Consider the following 16,266-nt stretch of genomic DNA (forward strand, 5'->3'; position numbering starts at 1 on the left):
CTCACTCTTTGGATTTCTTCACGATAACCTTATATAAAAACAAGACGGGTGTTAATAATACCGCACTCACAAGAATCGCTATTTTCACCGTAAAACCTGACGCAACAAGCCCAATCACTGGTCCTCCACCAATTTGACCAATGGCATCTACTTGGCCTTTTACCGAAAAGAACGTGGCACGGGTAGAGGAATCCGGTATGATTTTATTCAACCAAATATCCTCCAATGGATACATTACTTGCCTTGTCACTTGGATGATTATATAGAATACGAGTAAACCGACCACATACGTTGAGAACGCAAAGCCCACTAAGGACATGAGAATCAGTAAACTCCCTACCAAGAGAACTACGTAAATATGATTGAGATTTTTATGGATTGTGGTGCGATTTATCAAATGAAGGGCTGCAAATGAAACGAAAACGACAATAAATTGAAGGCCTCCCATCGTTACAACTAACTGTTCATTGCCCAAGTTGGATAGATTAGATACCTCTAAGAAATGAGACATCCACAGACGGTCAAAGCCTTCACTATAAAATCCAACAAACAATGCGATTAGAAACAGCACTCTTATGATCAAGCTTGCTTTGGAATAGGAAATGATTTTTCCTAGATTATCCTTCATGCTTCCCCATGAAGATGTTCTTTCTCCTTTGGCCAGTGGCTTGAAGTTTTCCTCTTTCATGAAAAAGATTAAATAAACAGTCAATCCAATCATACTAAACCCACCAACAACAATCGGCAAATTAAGTACAAAATAACCCATTAAGATGCTTAAAGGAATTGCAATGACTTGCCCAAGATTCCCTGCCCTTGCGCCTCTTATAAAAGCTATTGAAGCACGTTCCTCACCAATCTCATCCGCAATCCAAGCTTGTTGAGAGCCACTGGTAAACGTATAACCAATTCCCCAAGCTACCTGGGCCAATAATACCGTTATAAAATAAGGAAATAACCCCTCAATTATAAAGCCAATCCCTATTAAAAAATAACCGATTATTATTGAGAGCTTCCGACTTTTTAAGTCCGACACAACTCCAGTTGGAATTTCAAAAAGGAATACCGTTAACTCTAATACCGTTCCCACCAACACGAGCTGTAGTGGACTGAGTCCCACAATTTGTACATGGTATAACAAGTTTACTGTAAAGATCAATGTGAAAAATAACTGTGATAAGAAACTCGTTTGAATATAAACTCGATATGGATCTTTTGTTTGTACACGATTCATTGTCTATCCCTCCTAGGTTGATTATAGAGAGATAGATAAGCCCTTTCTTGTCCAGATTTGCGATATTAAACGAAGATTATTTAATCCTCAACGAACTCCTAATAACTTCTGCAGAGGGCTCATATTTGTCTTTCAACGCTTCGACAATCGTTTGCTGGCCTTCGGAGACTTTCGGTCCAAGTAAAATTTCCATATGATCCAGAGCACCTGGTTTTAATTGAAGGTCCACATAGCTCGTCGTTAACTTGTATTCTTTTAGTTTTTCAAAATGCCACATTAAGTTTTCTAATGACGTCTCTTTACCCTCTTCAAGACTCCAAGGGTGAATGAACAGCTTGTATCGATACTCTTTTTGAAAAGCCCACGCTTTTCGCTTAAACTTTCCGATATTGTCCATAGAGATTGGTGATATATTTTTACTTTCATCCAAAATGGAGGGTGTTAATAACTTCTGATTATCCGTATACTGCACTTCGAGAAATACCGCTTCAGGCGGAATCGCCGAATAACCGCTGCGTTCTTGAAAGTCGACTAACCCCTTCGTATAGGTGATAGGTTCTCCGTCATTCGCGGTCCTCAGCACTTCCGTATCAAATGGATTTTCAGGCAAGCGGATTCGAACACCCGACATATCAGGTGTATACATATTCCACAACGGGATCGACTCAGCCGAATCCTTTACCCAACAGCTAACAAAACAAAAGCGGCCATACTCACCAAAATCCTCTGTCTCTTGTTCTTCCAAATCATCCACAACAGACAAATTGCTAAAGCGAATCGTCTTATCCCGTAAAATCAACGCAAGCGTTTCTACACTTGTGTAGTGGTATAAGTAATTGGTCATCACACTCACCCCTCCAACCTGTTAGAACTAGACTTTTCCTTTATCTATCCTATCTACTGGCGGTGCATTTCATGAGACTATTGTAAACTTTTTTCATCCTTACATGAAAGTTTGGTCTCCAATACACAGATAACTCAAAAAACGTTTCACGTGGAACGTGATAAAAAAAGCGCGAAGATCTTTTTCAGCATCTCCGCGCTCTTTCCTATTTACAACTCTTGATAATCCTTTTGATATTTGCCGCCGTCTTTTACAAGCGAATGATACAAAGCTTTTAAAGCAAAACTTTTTTCCAACTCATGTTCCTTCATCACTTCTTTTAAACGCTTTGTCAATTCGGCATCGTTCTTCACGAGCAATTCCATTTTCGATTTCGAATATTGCATACTATAATCCCTCCCCGATTCTATGTCTTTTCAGTATAACACCGATTATCCGTATTCATCCGATTCAGATTTGCTATACTTAACATCAATTACGCCTCGAAGTAATTGCGTCCAAATTTTGAATCAAGCAAGCCTTTCAAAATTTGATAAAGATATTAGCAAGAAATGGATTGGAGTGACATTATGTTTAAAACCATTGGGATACTCGCACACGTAGATGCAGGAAAAACTACTTTTTCAGAACAGCTTCTTTATCATACAAAAAGCATTAAACAACGGGGACGCGTCGACCACCAGGATGCTTTCCTCGATAGCCACTCGATTGAAAAGGAGCGAGGCATTACTGTTTTCGCTGACCAAGCGACATTTTCTTACGATAACTCTACCTATACCATCATCGATACGCCAGGGCACGTCGATTTCTCTCCAGAAATGGAACGTGCGATTCAGGTAATGGATTATGCCATTATTCTTATCAGCGCAGTCGACGGCGTAGAAGGCCATACGGAAACCTTGTGGCAGCTACTGCGTAAGCACCAAGTTCCCACTTTTTTCTTTATCAATAAAATCGATCGTGAAGGAACAGATGTCACGAACATTTTACAAGAGCTTCGTGACAATTTGTCTGAAAATATCTGTGATCTGACCGATACTTTTAATGAAGGGATTATGCAAGAAGACCTCATTGAATTCATTGCTGAACGGGACGAAGCACTGCTTGAAACCTATATGGAATCGGGGTATGACAAAGAACGCTGGCTGGAAACATTTAAAATGATGATTCGAGACAATCAACTCTTTGCTTGCGCCAGCGGTTCCGCACTGAAAGACATCGGCATCAAGGCATTTTTTGAACAACTGCACGCACTGACAACAACTTCTTATGATAACTCCACTGACTTTGCTGCTCGTGTCTATAAAATCCGCCACGATGACAATGGGAATCGAGTCACCTTCCTCAAATCACTGGACGGCGTGTTACGCGTTCGGGAGGTTGTCAATTATGGAGACCTTGCTGAAAAAGTGACTCAAATCCGTGTCTACAACGGCAAACAATTTAAAACAGCTGACTGCGTGCAGGCGGGTGAATTATGTGCAGTGACAGGCTTAACAAATGCATCTATTGGGACAGGTCTCGGTACACTGAAAGAACAAACAACATTCGAGCTCGTCCCTACTTTGAAATCCAAAGTCATTTTTGACGCATCCATCCACGTAAAAGAAGTGTTGCGTTGCTTTAAAATCCTCGATGCGGAAGACCCTTCTTTGCACGTTATTTGGGATGAATACTTCCAAGAAATTCACGTACATGTCATGGGGATTATTCAACTTGAAGTACTCAAAGAAATTGTCAGTGAACGCTTCCAATGCGCTATTTCTTTTGGCGAACCTAAAATTCTTTACAAAGAAACCATTGAAACGACCGTCATAGGCTATGGACATTTCGAACCGTTAAAACATTATGCAGAAGTGCATCTAAAAATTGAACCTACCGCCCGAAATAGCGGCATCTCTTTTGACAATGTTTGCCACGCAAATGCGTTATCAATCGGTCACCAAAATCTTGTACGTCATCATCTATTTGAACGCGACCATCATGGTTTGTTAACCGGCTCTTCCCTCACTGATGTCCACATTACATTATTGACAGGACGCGGGCATAACGAGCACACTTCCGGCGGCGACTTTCGAGAAGCTACATATCGCGCCTTGCGTCAAGGTTTGGAACAGGCACAAAACAGATTACTCGAACCGTACTACGCTTACAAAATCAAAGTCGAGCTGGACCATATCGGACGTGTATTAGCAGACATCCAACAAGCTCATGGCAGCTTTGAACCTCCAATAACAATTGGGAATCAAGTTCATGTAGCTGGCCAAGTACCCGTCGCCACCTTCATGAATTATAGTTCTACCTTTGCATCCTTTACACACGGCAAAGGCACGCTTCAGCTACAATTTGCGGGCTATGATTACTGCCATAACGAAGAACAGATCATCGAACAGATTGGCTATAACAAAGAGGCAGACCCGGAGTATACATCCACTTCGATTTTCTGTGCCAAAGGTCAAGGCTATAAAGTCCCTTGGGATGAAGCCCAGCAAGCTATGCATTGCCTATAACTACATTTATCTATCCAGGTTGAACTTATGATTTTCATCTACTCTCCGACTCGGCGCCTTACAAGCGCCGAGCATTGTTAGGGATATTATTGAGTTCATTTTATATACACAGACAAATCAGACTCCTTTCATATGCCCCCCTCCCAGATTAACATGATTTTCCATCACTTCAGATACTACATTATAAATCAGAGTAGATTAGCCCTATTATACATGCTATAATGGATATTATATGAACACTTGGACTCATTCTTTAAATAGTTACTAATACCCAACCAATATACTTTCACATTTAATTAGCCATGAAACTGGATATAGAAAGGATTTGTTAGATTGTGTTAAAGGAGGTAAACAACATATCCGCCATCTCCCTTTTATTAGAAGAGAAATTTTGTGTGTCCATTACAGATCGTAATGGGATTATTACACATGTAAACCAATCTTTTTGTGGCCTTTCAAAATATAGCGAAGCTGAGCTGATTGGTGAAAGCTATAGCATGCTAAACCCAGACTATACAGCCAAAACATTTATCGAGGAAGTGACGATGACTGTCACGGAAGGTAAAGTATGGCAACGACAACTGCAAGCTTTTGCAAAAGATGGCTCCCCTTATTGGGTGCACGCAACAATTGTTCCGATATACGACGAAAACGGAGAGATTATCCAATTTATTTCTTTAGATATCGATGTAACGGCGAAAGTGCTGACAAATAGACCCTACAAGCGAACAGTCGAAAACTTGCTCAATATTGAACACGCACTCGACCAATCTTCCGTAGTTGTTATTACCAATCGACAAGGCGTCATTACCTATGTAAATGATAAGTTTTGCAAACTTTCTCAGTACTCATCTGACGAACTCGTCGGGCAAACGCACCAAATTGTCAATTCAGGCTTCCATCCAAAAAGCTTTTTCAAAGACATGTGGCAGACAATCGGAGACGGTGCAATTTGGCAAGGTGAGGTACAAAACCGAGCAAAAGATGGTACATATTATTGGGTAAATACGACAATTGTACCGTTCTTAGATTCAAAAGGCAGACCCTATCAATACATCTCCATTCGAACAGACATTACCGATTGCAAAGAAACGGAGCGTGCGCTAAAACTCGCACTCAAAAATGATTTCCGTCAAACAGTAAGAAATCTTCAAAATGCTGTTTTTAAATATACGGATAATGGCTGTGGCGGCATTACAATTACATTAATTGAGGGAAAAACAGCAAAAAAACTTGGTTTTTCAGAAGAGAACATTACCCCCGAAGAAATGCATAAACTGTTTTCAAAAGAAGAAATCACCACTTACCTTGGCCATTTAACACATGCACTACAGGGGAATATCGTACAATTTGAACTGCCCTATGCTTCACGCACATTTTTAATCTATTTATCGCCAAACTTTGATAATCAGAAGGTTATTGAAGTAGTCGGTACAGTCATCGACATTAGCGATCGAATACAAGCTGAAAAACTCGTTGAACATATGGCTTACTACGACTATCTGACAGGATTACCAAACAGACGGCTATTTCGAAAGCATACAAAAGAGATTATTAAACAAGCGGCACATAACGACGACACAATCGGCATTATGTTCATCGACTTAGATCACTTTAAACATGTTAACGACTCTATGGGACATTCCATTGGGGATCAACTTCTGATAACTATCGGAGAACGCTTGCAAAGCTGTGTTCGTAAAGGAGATATGGTCGCGCGCCTGGGTGGAGATGAATTTGTCATCTTATTTACTTCTACAGAGATTTCAGAGGTAAATAAAGTAGCGACACGCATTGTTGAAAAAGTTTCTCAACCTTTTTACTTTGAAAATCATCATATATTCGTAACACCAAGCATTGGTATTTGTATGTTCCCCGATGATGGGGATGATTTTGATACGTTGATGAATAATGCGGATACGGCCATGTATGTAGTCAAAGAAAAGGGCAGAAATAATTTCCAATTTTTCACGGAGGAATTGCACCATAACGCTAAAGAGAAGCATGTACTTGAGCAGGAATTGCAACAAGCACTACAAGAACAACAATTCGAGCTCTATTATCAGCCGAAATTCAATTTGCAAACGAACGAAATCACTGGAGTGGAAGCGCTTATTCGTTGGAATCATCCATCAAAAGGAACATTATTTCCCGCTACTTTTCTCTCGTTGATCGAGGAAACGGGCTTAATCATTCCCATTGGGCAGTGGGTGTTAGAAACTGCATGCTTACAGGCGAAGCAATGGCAAGACCAGGGACTTCCTGCGATTTCTATGAGTGTTAATATCTCAAGTCGCCAGTTCAAGCACCCTTCGTTTAGTAAATTGGTCAAGGATACGTTAGCTAACATCGATTTGCCTGCGCATCAGCTCAACTTGGAAATTACAGAGAACTTGCTAGAGGGCGTCTCGTACAGCCAATCTATTTTACAGCCTCTTCGTGAAATGGGCATTCAGATTAGTCTCGATGATTTTGGAACTGGATACTCTTCGCTTCATGCGTTAAAAAACCTGCCCATCACACAGGTGAAAATTGGTCGAGCATTCATACAAGAACTGTCTGCGAACAACCAAGCCGTTGTAAAAACCATTATAGACTTAGCAAATAATTTTGAGCTAGATGTCATTGCTGAAGGCGTTGAAACAGCCGAGCAAGCAGCGATTTTACAAGGTCTTGGATGTAATGAGATGCAAGGCTTCCTCTATTCCAAACCACTTCCTAAAGAACAAATAGAAGCACTTTTGCACACCATCTTTTACAGTACAATGAAAGAGCTGCCCTAAGTCAATATCGACTGATAGGACAGCTCTTTCTGACGCTCTTTTAACCCAAACGATAGACTAAAAAACGCTCATTGTCATTTTGCTCATATAACCCGGGTACTCTTACCTCTTGCAGTAACTCAAATGGTGTACCCGTTTCAAGAAACTCACTGTAGTCTGTCGTTGGATAATACAAAATGATATCTACTGGGCGCTTATGCTGTTCCACTGAGAGGAGAATATTATCGATGACTTTCATGAAAATTTGAATGGAAAAAGGGTTAAAAAAATAAAATCGATTATCTGACATATCCACCTCATAGTCCTCTGCCAAACAACATTCAAAACGGATAAAAGAATCCATTTCTCGCCTCTTTCGCATATAACTTTCCTGATTCTCTAGCGCCTCCTGATAGAGCTGTCCACTCATTTCAATCCCCGTCGCAGCCACTTGAAAACGATGATGCAAATAAAATGCAAGGCGCCCTTTACCGGAGCCAAAATCGACGACTCGATCAGCCTTCTCCAAATGATAACTGAGGAACAGTTCATCCAACGCTATATAAGGTGTCGCCTCATAACGGTTATAATGGGCCGACTGATTCAACCATTCCCGCGTACCCACCGTTCGAATACGCAACGTACGATCATACTCTCTTTCGTTCACAGACACCCTCCTTATAGTTCAACTCATATAGTGTATATTTCCTGGTTTTCCAACCACAATATGGCATACCAGTACGAACGACAGTGGTAGGAGTGTGAGGCATAATGGCGTTAAGTGTTAAAGCAAAGTTACAACTTGGATTCGGGGGGGTGATCCTTCCACTTTTATTAATTGTTTCCGGAATTAGGATGTTTTATTTGAACACCAATAATAAAGTGCTAGAAACGATTGAAAAAGATCAACAAACTGTAACTCTATACAATGATATCGCTTTTCATACCGTAAGGGCGAATGCCGCGATTAGAGGGTATATGTTTTATGAAAAGGAAGACATGAAAAATAACCATTACGACATCCGAAATGACCTACATAATGCAATTACCTAACAACAAGAATTAGGCGAACAAAGCAGTGGATTTAGCACTTTCTTGGCTCAACTTGAAGAATGGGAGTCTGGTATTGATCAAAACATCCTACCACTATTAGAAAAGGGAGACAAAGAACAAGCTGGACTTGTAGCTTTACCGATTTTCGAGGATGTTTCCCAAAAACTCGTCGTCTTTGGAAAACAAATGGCCAACCCAGTGGCAGAGGATATCGACCAAAACATGATTGCAACACAAGCAAGCGGTAAACAAAAACTGATCCAAATGGGGATTCTTGTTATGATTGCAATGCTGACAAGCCTCATTCTCTCCACATTATTTGGCAGGATAATTGCCAAAAATATTAACGAGATGGTTTATAAAATGAATGAGTTTACGAATGGTGACCTATCGGCGAACTTACAAGTAACATCAAGAGATGAGTTCGGTCAGTTATCGATTTCTTTCAACGAAATGAATGCGAAACTACGTCAGACAATGAAAACAGTTGGCAATTCGTTAGAGCAAGTTGCCGCCTCTACACACTTTGCCCAAACGGCCATCGAATTGCAAGTAACGATCCAGACATTTAAATACTAATTGCCCTATGCTAAGGTTCTCCTTGACGCACGTCAAGGAGGACCTTTTAACACTTTTCTTAATATAAAAGAAGGAGATTCAAATGGAGTTGGACAGCCAATTTCAACACCCTTCTTTTACTGGTTTCAAAAATCACATGCTCGCAGATTGAAATTCCATCAACCGACTTGTTCTACACAGCCTCTATTCATAAAGATAATACGTATTAACCTTATTATTAATATTCCTTCCCAAAATGAACCTCACCACTATTATATGATCGAGTATTTTAGAAGTCGATGGAGTTATCAGTTTTATCAAAATTGCTTAATTGACATTTCTTCGTTCGTTTAGGCTATAATTAAAGAATGGAAACTACTAATCAAAACACACCAAAACAAACAATAAAAAAAGAAAATACGTCTGTCCAAGCCGTTGAGCGTGCTTTGTTACTGCTTAAACTAGTTGGAGAAAGTACAACGCCTATTTCAGTCGGTGAACTAGCCAAACAAGCTGCTTTGAACCGTACGACAGCTTGGCGATTGCTCGGTAGTCTAAAAAACCAAGGCTTCGTAGAAATTGATGCCGCTTCAAATGGTTATCAGCTCGGATATGCCGTACATCAGTTGCTCTCCCATAACGACTCGTACGGATCGCTTATACGGAGAGCCCGCCCAGTGCTAGAGGCATTAAAAGATGACATAGGTGAAACCGTTTTACTGAGTGTCCCGAAACACGATGGGATACTGGCAATTGATCAAATAGACACTGACCATAGCGTGAGGTTAGTGGACTATTCCAATACAATTTCACCTTTACATTGTACATCAAACGGAAAAATTCTATTAAGTTTGCTGCCGGAAAAGGAGTTAAATGTGTTATTGGAGCAGCCTCTTGCATCCCATTCTACATATACAATCACAGATCCAGAAGAACTGCGGAAAGAGCTCGCAAAAATTCGGATTCAAAAGATTGGAACGTCCATTGGAGAATTCGATGAGAATGAAAATGCCATTTCAGCACCGATTTTCGACAAGAGAGAAAATCTAGTTGCATTTATTACCCTTGGAGGTCCTAGCTTCCGGCTCTCGAAAGAAAAATTATTGCAATTAGGCAATCGAATGTTAGAAGCCGCAAAAAAAATTGAAGATCAATTGGACTGATTGGAAAAACATAAACACCTAAATAATTAAAAGAATGAACGCAACATTTTCAGAGGAAATGTTGCGTTCATTCTTTTTTATTTTCAAAAGTATTTGACATAGGCTCAAACAAGAGACTATAATTCAAATAGTTTCACAATGCGCACTAGTAGTTCACATTGTGAACATTAGATATATTCCTTTAACTGAAAACGCTTTCCTCTATAAGCGAATTCATATAGGAGGGTTATCATACATAAATGGAGGGTGATTTAATTGGGAAGCCATAATGCAGTACTTGACACTCAAGAACAGAAAATCAAGCTAGATGATGCACCTCTCAATAAATTTCATGTCAAAATTGCAGGCCTTACGTTTGGAGCCCATTTCACGGATGGGTACATTTTAGGAATTGTCGGATTTGCACTTGCAATACTGACACCACAAATGGATTTAACCCCTTTTTGGATTGGCCTAATTGGGAGCTCTGCTTTACTCGGACTATTCTTAGGTAGTTTGGTGTTAGGCTGGGTATCTGATTATGTAGGTCGACAAAAAATATTTGTGCTCAGCTTTATCTTGATTACGGCGGCATCCATTTTGCAGTTCTTTGCTGATAGTCCGACAGAATTGGTCTTATATCGAATTTTGATTGGGATTGGACTTGGCGGTGACTATAGTGTTGGACATACGATGCTTGCTGAGTTTTCACCGCGTAAACACCGCGGAGTCTTACTAGGCTCATTTAGTGTTATTTGGACATTCGGTTATGTAGCAGCCAACTTAATTGGGATTATGGCCCTTGATTCATCCCCTGATGCTTGGCGTTGGATGTTGGCTTCATCAGCGATTCCAGCAGTCATTATTTTGCTCCTACGAATGGGTACACCAGAGTCCCCAAGATGGCTAATGAGTAAAGGACGAGCTGATGAAGCACAAGCCATTATTACAAAACACTTTGGCCCGAACGTAGTGCTCGATGATGAAAAAAAGCCTTCTGGAAAAACAGGCTTTGCAACATTGTTTAGTAAAGAACTACGTAAACGAACTGCATTTAACTGTATCTTCTTTGTTTGTCTAGTCATTCCTTATTTCGCAATCTACACGTTCTTGCCAAATATTTTAGAAGCAATTGGGCTTAATGAAGGATTCGGAACCGACTTCCTGCTAAATGGTCTCCTTATTATCGGGGCAGTTTTAGGTATTTTGTTTACAATTAAGTTTTCACGTAGAGGTTTCTTGATTAGTTCTTTCATCGTGCTAATCGTTACACTAGCTCTTCTCAGCTTCTTACCTAGTAGCGCAACTGTATTGATGATCATTTCCTTTGCGATTTTCACCCTTATTATGTCTGCTGTCAGTAATCTCGTTGGTGTTTTTCCAGCAGAAAGCTTCCCGACAGAAGTTCGTTCTTCTGGTGTCGGCCTTGCAACAGCCGTCAGTCGACTCGGTTCAGCGATTGGAACATTCTTACTACCAATCGGGATTGCTAATATAGGAATTCAAAATACAATGCTTTGCCTTACAGGCGTTCTCGTTGTTGGAGCGATTGTCTCCATTGCATGGGCTCCAGAAACAAAATCATTGAGCCTCGGCGAGTCCAGCAACGCAAGCGTTAAAAATTAAATTTGCTACTCAAATGAAAACAGCCTCTCGGTATTCTCTGAGAGGCTGTTTTCAATGAAGTTGTATAAAGAGGAAACGTATCCTCAAAGCGTTGTAATTGAGATCCTTTAGCACGAACTTCTTTTTAGAACCTTCTGAATTAAATGGTCAATCTAAATACTTTCATGGTATAATTCCCTTCATATTGGAAGTTTAGGAGTGAGTAGATTGGAAGAAAAACCATTGCGACCGTCTGTTACGTTGTTAGCTGGATTTCAATGGCTGTTCTTTATGTTTGCCAACACAGTCGTCATTCCGATTTCAGTCGGTGGGGCTTTTCAGTTGGAGCAAATTGAAATTGTTTCGGCCATCCAGCGTTCTTTCATTTTCACTGGGATTGCCTGCCTGCTACAAGGGTTCTTTGGGCATCGATTAGCATTAATGGAAGGGCAGTCTGGGCTTTGGTGGGGGGTTATTTTAAGTTTAGCCGCCACAGCAAGTACGATGAATCTTGAGCTGACAACGGTTGGTGGTAGCATTGCCGTTGGAGTGATGATTTCTGGTGTATTAGTTGCCGTGTTTGGCTTACTCGGCATGGGTGAACTGTTAAAAAAGTGGTTTACCCCTATTGTGATGTTCGTCTTTCTTTTATTATTAGCTAACCAACTCATCTCCATTTTCTTGAAAGGGATGATTGGGCTCAACGCTGGCGATACCATTGACGTAAAAGTGGCTATTTTTTCCTTCGTCCTTGCGATCATTACGATTCTCATTCACGTGAAAGGCAAAGGGATTATTAGTAGTTTGAATCTGTTAATTGGGATGGTTGTTGGCTGGATTGCAGCTGTTTTACTCTTTCCAACGGAGGCAACCGAAACGATTCGCACCGTTCCCTTTCTTACATGGTTTCCTTGGGGGCAGCCTACGCTTGAATGGGGCGTTGTCATTAGCGTTGTCATTACGGGGTTATTGAACACGACCAACACGATTGCCACTTTAAAAGGGGCAGAAGATATTTATGAAAGGGATACAACACCTGCGCAATACCGAGCTTCCTTCTTACTAACAGGATCCTTATCGACATTTGCGGGCATGCTGGGCCTTGTCCCTTATGCACCCTATGCTTCCTCCCTTGGCTTTTTGCAATCGACAGGTATTCGGGAACGAGCACCTTTTTTTGTTGGCTCACTGTTATTTGTTGTCTTAGGTATGGTTCCCGCGCTGAGCGCTTTTTTCTCTACCATCCCGCATAGTGTCGGCAATACAGTGTTGTTCGTCGCCTATTTGCAATTATTCCGTTCTGCCCTTCGCAACATTGAAGGCTTAACATTTGAACCAAAAACGGTCTATCGAATTGCGTTACCTGCATTAATAGGACTGTCCATTATGTCCATGCCTACAACTGCTTTTGCAACGGTCCCAACACTTTTACAACCTCTTCTTTCGAATGGTATGCTCGTTGGGATTTTGGTTGCGCTCTTGATGGAGTTGATCTATTATCTTGGGCAACAGAAGCATGTCATTGGTAAATCGAACTAAATAGCACTATAAAAAACATGGCAATCGGAATTTTCTTCCGCCGCCATGTTTTTTATAGTACCGCTTATACTATGCCCGCAACACGATACGATGCCTTTACCCCTGGTCGATAACCATCTTGCAGAAGACCATTAATCCGTTCAATCAGCTTTGGCAGTTCCGCCATCGTTGCAATTGTAAAATCTGCACCATTTTGCGTAAATGTATCCACCGTCTTCGCGATAATTGCCTCTTTGTCCGCATCTGCTAAAGCCGCAAATTCCTCCGCACTCAGCCCCATTTCGGAGCTACCAATAACGACACCAACAGACCACACACCCGCATTAACGCCTTCTTTAATATCCGAAGTCGTATCACCGACTTTGACAACCTTCCATGATGCCTGAAGTTTAAGAGCCTCCATATTGCGATGAATCATATACGGATACGGCCTACCGACAGAATCCGTGTCATCTGGCGTACAATAAAAGTCTGGATTATAGCCCTTTTTCAAGGCGTTCGGCACAACAACATCCATCATCGTCTTCGTATAGCCTGTTGTGGAACCAATTTTCAACCCTTGTGCTTTTAACGCCTCCACTGTCTCAATAACTCCTGGAATCGGATCTGTATACGTTGATAAGGAAGCCATCAGTGCAGGGACGAATTCAGCATAGAGCTGTTCCACGTCTTGTTCGTTGAATGACCTTCCATATCGCTCTTCCCATAACTTTGACACTCTAGGCATAGACAGCATTGCACGAATATGATCAATTTTCAGCATGCCCATTGGTTCTCTCGCTTCTTTCATCGTCACATGAATACCTGCATTTTTGAAAATATCTACAAATACATTAACAGGTGCAAAGCAACCAAAGTCAACCGTCGTTCCTGCCCAATCAAAAATAACGCCCTCTACTTTACTCATACCGCCACCGCCTTCATATAGTCTTCTACAATGTCGCAAAGCTCTATAATATCTTCCTCGTAAATTTCACCGATATTCCCAATGCGGAACGTATCTACATCCGTCAGCTTACCCGGATAAATCACATAGCCTCTTTCTTTAATAAAGGCATAGAAATCAGCAAAGTTAAAGGCTTTATACGGGAATAAGAACGTTGTAATAATCGGCGATTGTTTTTCAATAGAAATATACGCATGCATATCCACCTGTGCTAAACGTTGTCTTAACAACTCATTATTGCGCTGATAGCGAGCACAGCGAGCCGGAATACCACCTTCAGCTAACAGCTCTTCTACTGCCTTTGCAAATGCTGCTACGACATGTGTTGGAGATGTATAACGCCATTTTCCGTCCTTGTTCATCTCTTTCCACTGATCATATAAATCCAGTGACAAGCTACGTGCATTGCCCTCACATGTTAGTAATTTCTCGAGCTTAGCAATCACAAAACCAAAACCTGGAACCCCTTGAATACATTTATTGGCACTGCTCACTAAATAATCAATGCCCAGTTCAGCTACATTAATATCAATTCCACCGAAGCTACTCATAGCATCAATAATAAGCGTTTTGTTATGCGCCTTCGCTACTGCCGCAATCATTTCAATTGGATTCAACATCCCCGTCGTCGTTTCACAATGAACCATCGCGATATGCGTAATAGAAGGATCCACTTCTAACAGACAGTTTAATTCTGATTCCACTGGATATTCATCATAAGCTACACTGTACTCCACGTAGTTCAATCCTATGTATTGCGCCATTTGTACAATACGCTTCCCGTACGCACCGTTCGTCACAATGAGTACTTTATCTTCTTTAGCGATAGCTGTCGTCAGTACCGATTCCACCACGAACGAACCGCTACCTTGCATAAGAACAGTTGTATACTGCTCTTCTGTCACATGTGCCAATTCAAGTAATTGTGTACGTATTTTTTGGGTAATTTCTTTATAGTCATCCTCCCATGTACAACGATCTAGTAACATCTCCTGCTTCACTGTAGTCGTTGTCGTCAATGGACCTGGTGTTAGTAGTTTGTACGTATTCATATTGATCCGCTCCTCAGTCATTTAGTTAGCTGCTTTAAAAAAGTCTTGGTGCTGTTGTAAAAGTTCGACCGTTAATGGCTGGTCAAATTGTTTGGAATGAGTCGGCTGATTAACCGCTGACACCGTTTCTCCTTCATACAATGCAACTGGATAGTGCTCCAGCAACTCTTCGCGTGCATCCTTTGTAATAACCGCAGCCATTTCCGTCGCTAATTTCGTTGTTTCCTCGTCTTTTTTCACAACCGCTACCGCTTCTGTCAAGGAGAAATTCCCCTCAGTTGGATCGACGTACTCAATCGGTAAACCCGATTCTTTCGCTACAACCGCTTGATAACGTAAACCGAAGCCAACGGCCACTTCACCCGCCTGTACTTTCTTAATAGGACCTGATCCTGAACTTTCAAGATGTGGACCTGTATTCGCGATTAAATCTTGAAGAACCGTTTGTCCCTCTTCCTCCCCATACTCACTAATAATCGCTTGTACGAAGAGCCAACCTGTTGAGGATGCCATAATATTTGGAATCGATACGAGCCCTTTAAATTCGGGTTTTGCTAAATCTTTTAGGGAAGTTGGCATCGGCAAACCTTTGTCTTTCAACACTTCTGTATTAACAAAAATGGCTCCTGTATTCGCTAAGATTGGTGCATAGTAAGCAGGATGTTGTTCCAATGCCTCCGTACCGAATGAGACATCTGTAAACATTTCATGCTCTTGCTGTGCACTTTCGATGAAATACGAACTCATCGTTACAAGATCCGCTTCGATTTTATCGCCCTCTGCCATGAGCTTTCCGCCCAATTCAGAAGTGCCTAACGATTGCAGCATATACTTGTCTTCATATCCCGCCGCATCCAATGCACTTGCCATCGCATCTGAAGCCGCTTCATCCCCATTTGTATAAATAACCACTTTCCCACCAGCTGCTTCTCCACTGCTACAACCGGCTAATGCCAGGACCACACCTAAAGCTACAAGTGATAACCAAATTCCTTTGATCTTTTTCAATTTACTTTCCTCC

General features: G+C 41.2%; 14 protein-coding genes. 7 read left to right on the forward strand and 7 right to left on the reverse strand.

Annotation, left to right across the window (positions count from 1 at the left end; genetic code table 11):
- Position 1 precedes the first annotated feature (1 nt).
- The 3 genes from MKY34_RS03080 to MKY34_RS03090 form a co-directional block, all read right to left on the reverse strand.
- Complete coding sequence (locus MKY34_RS03080) at positions 2–1,234, reverse strand: MFS transporter (protein ID WP_342513789.1); 1,233 nt, start codon at positions 1,232–1,234, stop codon at positions 2–4.
- 76 nt (positions 1,235–1,310) lie between these two features.
- Positions 1,311–2,078 carry a DUF2971 domain-containing protein gene (locus tag MKY34_RS03085; RefSeq protein WP_342513790.1) on the reverse strand — a complete coding sequence of 256 codons (768 nt, stop codon included), beginning with the start codon at positions 2,076–2,078 and terminating at the stop codon, positions 1,311–1,313.
- Positions 2,079–2,287: 209 nt separating this feature from the next.
- Positions 2,288–2,464: a hypothetical protein gene (locus MKY34_RS03090; protein WP_342513791.1), complete on the reverse strand. Its 177-nt coding sequence runs from the start codon at positions 2,462–2,464 to the stop codon at positions 2,288–2,290.
- Positions 2,465–2,647: 183 nt separating this feature from the next.
- Between MKY34_RS03090 and MKY34_RS03095 the strand changes: the two genes are divergently transcribed.
- Positions 2,648–4,588, forward strand: coding sequence for a translation factor GTPase family protein (locus MKY34_RS03095; protein ID WP_342513792.1), 1,941 nt, complete (start codon positions 2,648–2,650; stop codon positions 4,586–4,588).
- 395 nt (positions 4,589–4,983) lie between these two features.
- Positions 4,984–7,371: an EAL domain-containing protein gene (locus tag MKY34_RS03100; protein ID WP_342513793.1), complete on the forward strand. Its 2,388-nt coding sequence runs from the start codon at positions 4,984–4,986 to the stop codon at positions 7,369–7,371.
- Positions 7,372–7,411: 40 nt separating this feature from the next.
- Here MKY34_RS03100 and MKY34_RS03105 read toward each other — a convergent pair whose 3' ends face one another.
- Positions 7,412–8,017, reverse strand: a complete 606-nt coding sequence (locus MKY34_RS03105; RefSeq protein ID WP_342513794.1) for an SAM-dependent methyltransferase — start codon at positions 8,015–8,017, stop codon at positions 7,412–7,414.
- 104 nt (positions 8,018–8,121) lie between these two features.
- Between MKY34_RS03105 and MKY34_RS03110 the strand changes: the two genes are divergently transcribed.
- The 5 genes from MKY34_RS03110 (at position 8,122) to MKY34_RS03130 (ending at position 13,247) form a co-directional block, all read left to right on the forward strand.
- Complete coding sequence (locus tag MKY34_RS03110; RefSeq protein ID WP_342513795.1) at positions 8,122–8,403, forward strand: hypothetical protein; 282 nt, start codon at positions 8,122–8,124, stop codon at positions 8,401–8,403.
- Positions 8,404–8,445: 42 nt separating this feature from the next.
- A complete protein-coding gene (locus MKY34_RS03115) occupies positions 8,446–8,982 on the forward strand; it encodes a HAMP domain-containing protein (RefSeq protein WP_342513796.1) in 537 nt (178 codons plus the stop codon).
- Positions 8,983–9,329: 347 nt separating this feature from the next.
- The gene (locus MKY34_RS03120; protein WP_342513797.1) at positions 9,330–10,124 is read left to right on the forward strand and encodes an IclR family transcriptional regulator; all 795 of its coding nucleotides are present in this window, start codon (positions 9,330–9,332) and stop codon (positions 10,122–10,124) included.
- A 255-nt stretch (positions 10,125–10,379) separates the two neighbouring features.
- Complete coding sequence (locus tag MKY34_RS03125; RefSeq protein ID WP_342513798.1) at positions 10,380–11,729, forward strand: MFS transporter; 1,350 nt, start codon at positions 10,380–10,382, stop codon at positions 11,727–11,729.
- 207 nt (positions 11,730–11,936) lie between these two features.
- Positions 11,937–13,247, forward strand: coding sequence for a uracil/xanthine transporter (locus tag MKY34_RS03130; RefSeq protein WP_342513799.1), 1,311 nt, complete (start codon positions 11,937–11,939; stop codon positions 13,245–13,247).
- A 64-nt stretch (positions 13,248–13,311) separates the two neighbouring features.
- On the opposite strand, the gene phnX is transcribed toward MKY34_RS03130, so the two are convergent.
- The 3 genes from phnX to MKY34_RS03145 are packed head-to-tail and all read right to left on the reverse strand — an operon-like array spanning position 13,312 to position 16,253.
- Positions 13,312–14,154: a phosphonoacetaldehyde hydrolase gene (gene phnX / locus MKY34_RS03135; RefSeq protein ID WP_342513800.1), complete on the reverse strand. Its 843-nt coding sequence runs from the start codon at positions 14,152–14,154 to the stop codon at positions 13,312–13,314.
- Positions 14,151–15,245, reverse strand: coding sequence for a 2-aminoethylphosphonate--pyruvate transaminase (gene phnW, locus MKY34_RS03140; RefSeq protein ID WP_342513801.1), 1,095 nt, complete (start codon positions 15,243–15,245; stop codon positions 14,151–14,153). Before phnW ends, phnX begins: the two co-directional genes overlap by 4 nt.
- 21 nt (positions 15,246–15,266) lie before the next feature.
- Positions 15,267–16,253 carry an extracellular solute-binding protein gene (locus tag MKY34_RS03145; RefSeq protein WP_342513802.1) on the reverse strand — a complete coding sequence of 329 codons (987 nt, stop codon included), beginning with the start codon at positions 16,251–16,253 and terminating at the stop codon, positions 15,267–15,269.
- Between the last annotated feature and the right edge of the window lie 13 nt (positions 16,254–16,266).

It is taken from the genome of Sporosarcina sp. FSL K6-1522 (assembly GCF_038622445.1).
Taxonomy (GTDB): domain Bacteria; phylum Bacillota; class Bacilli; order Bacillales_A; family Planococcaceae; genus Sporosarcina.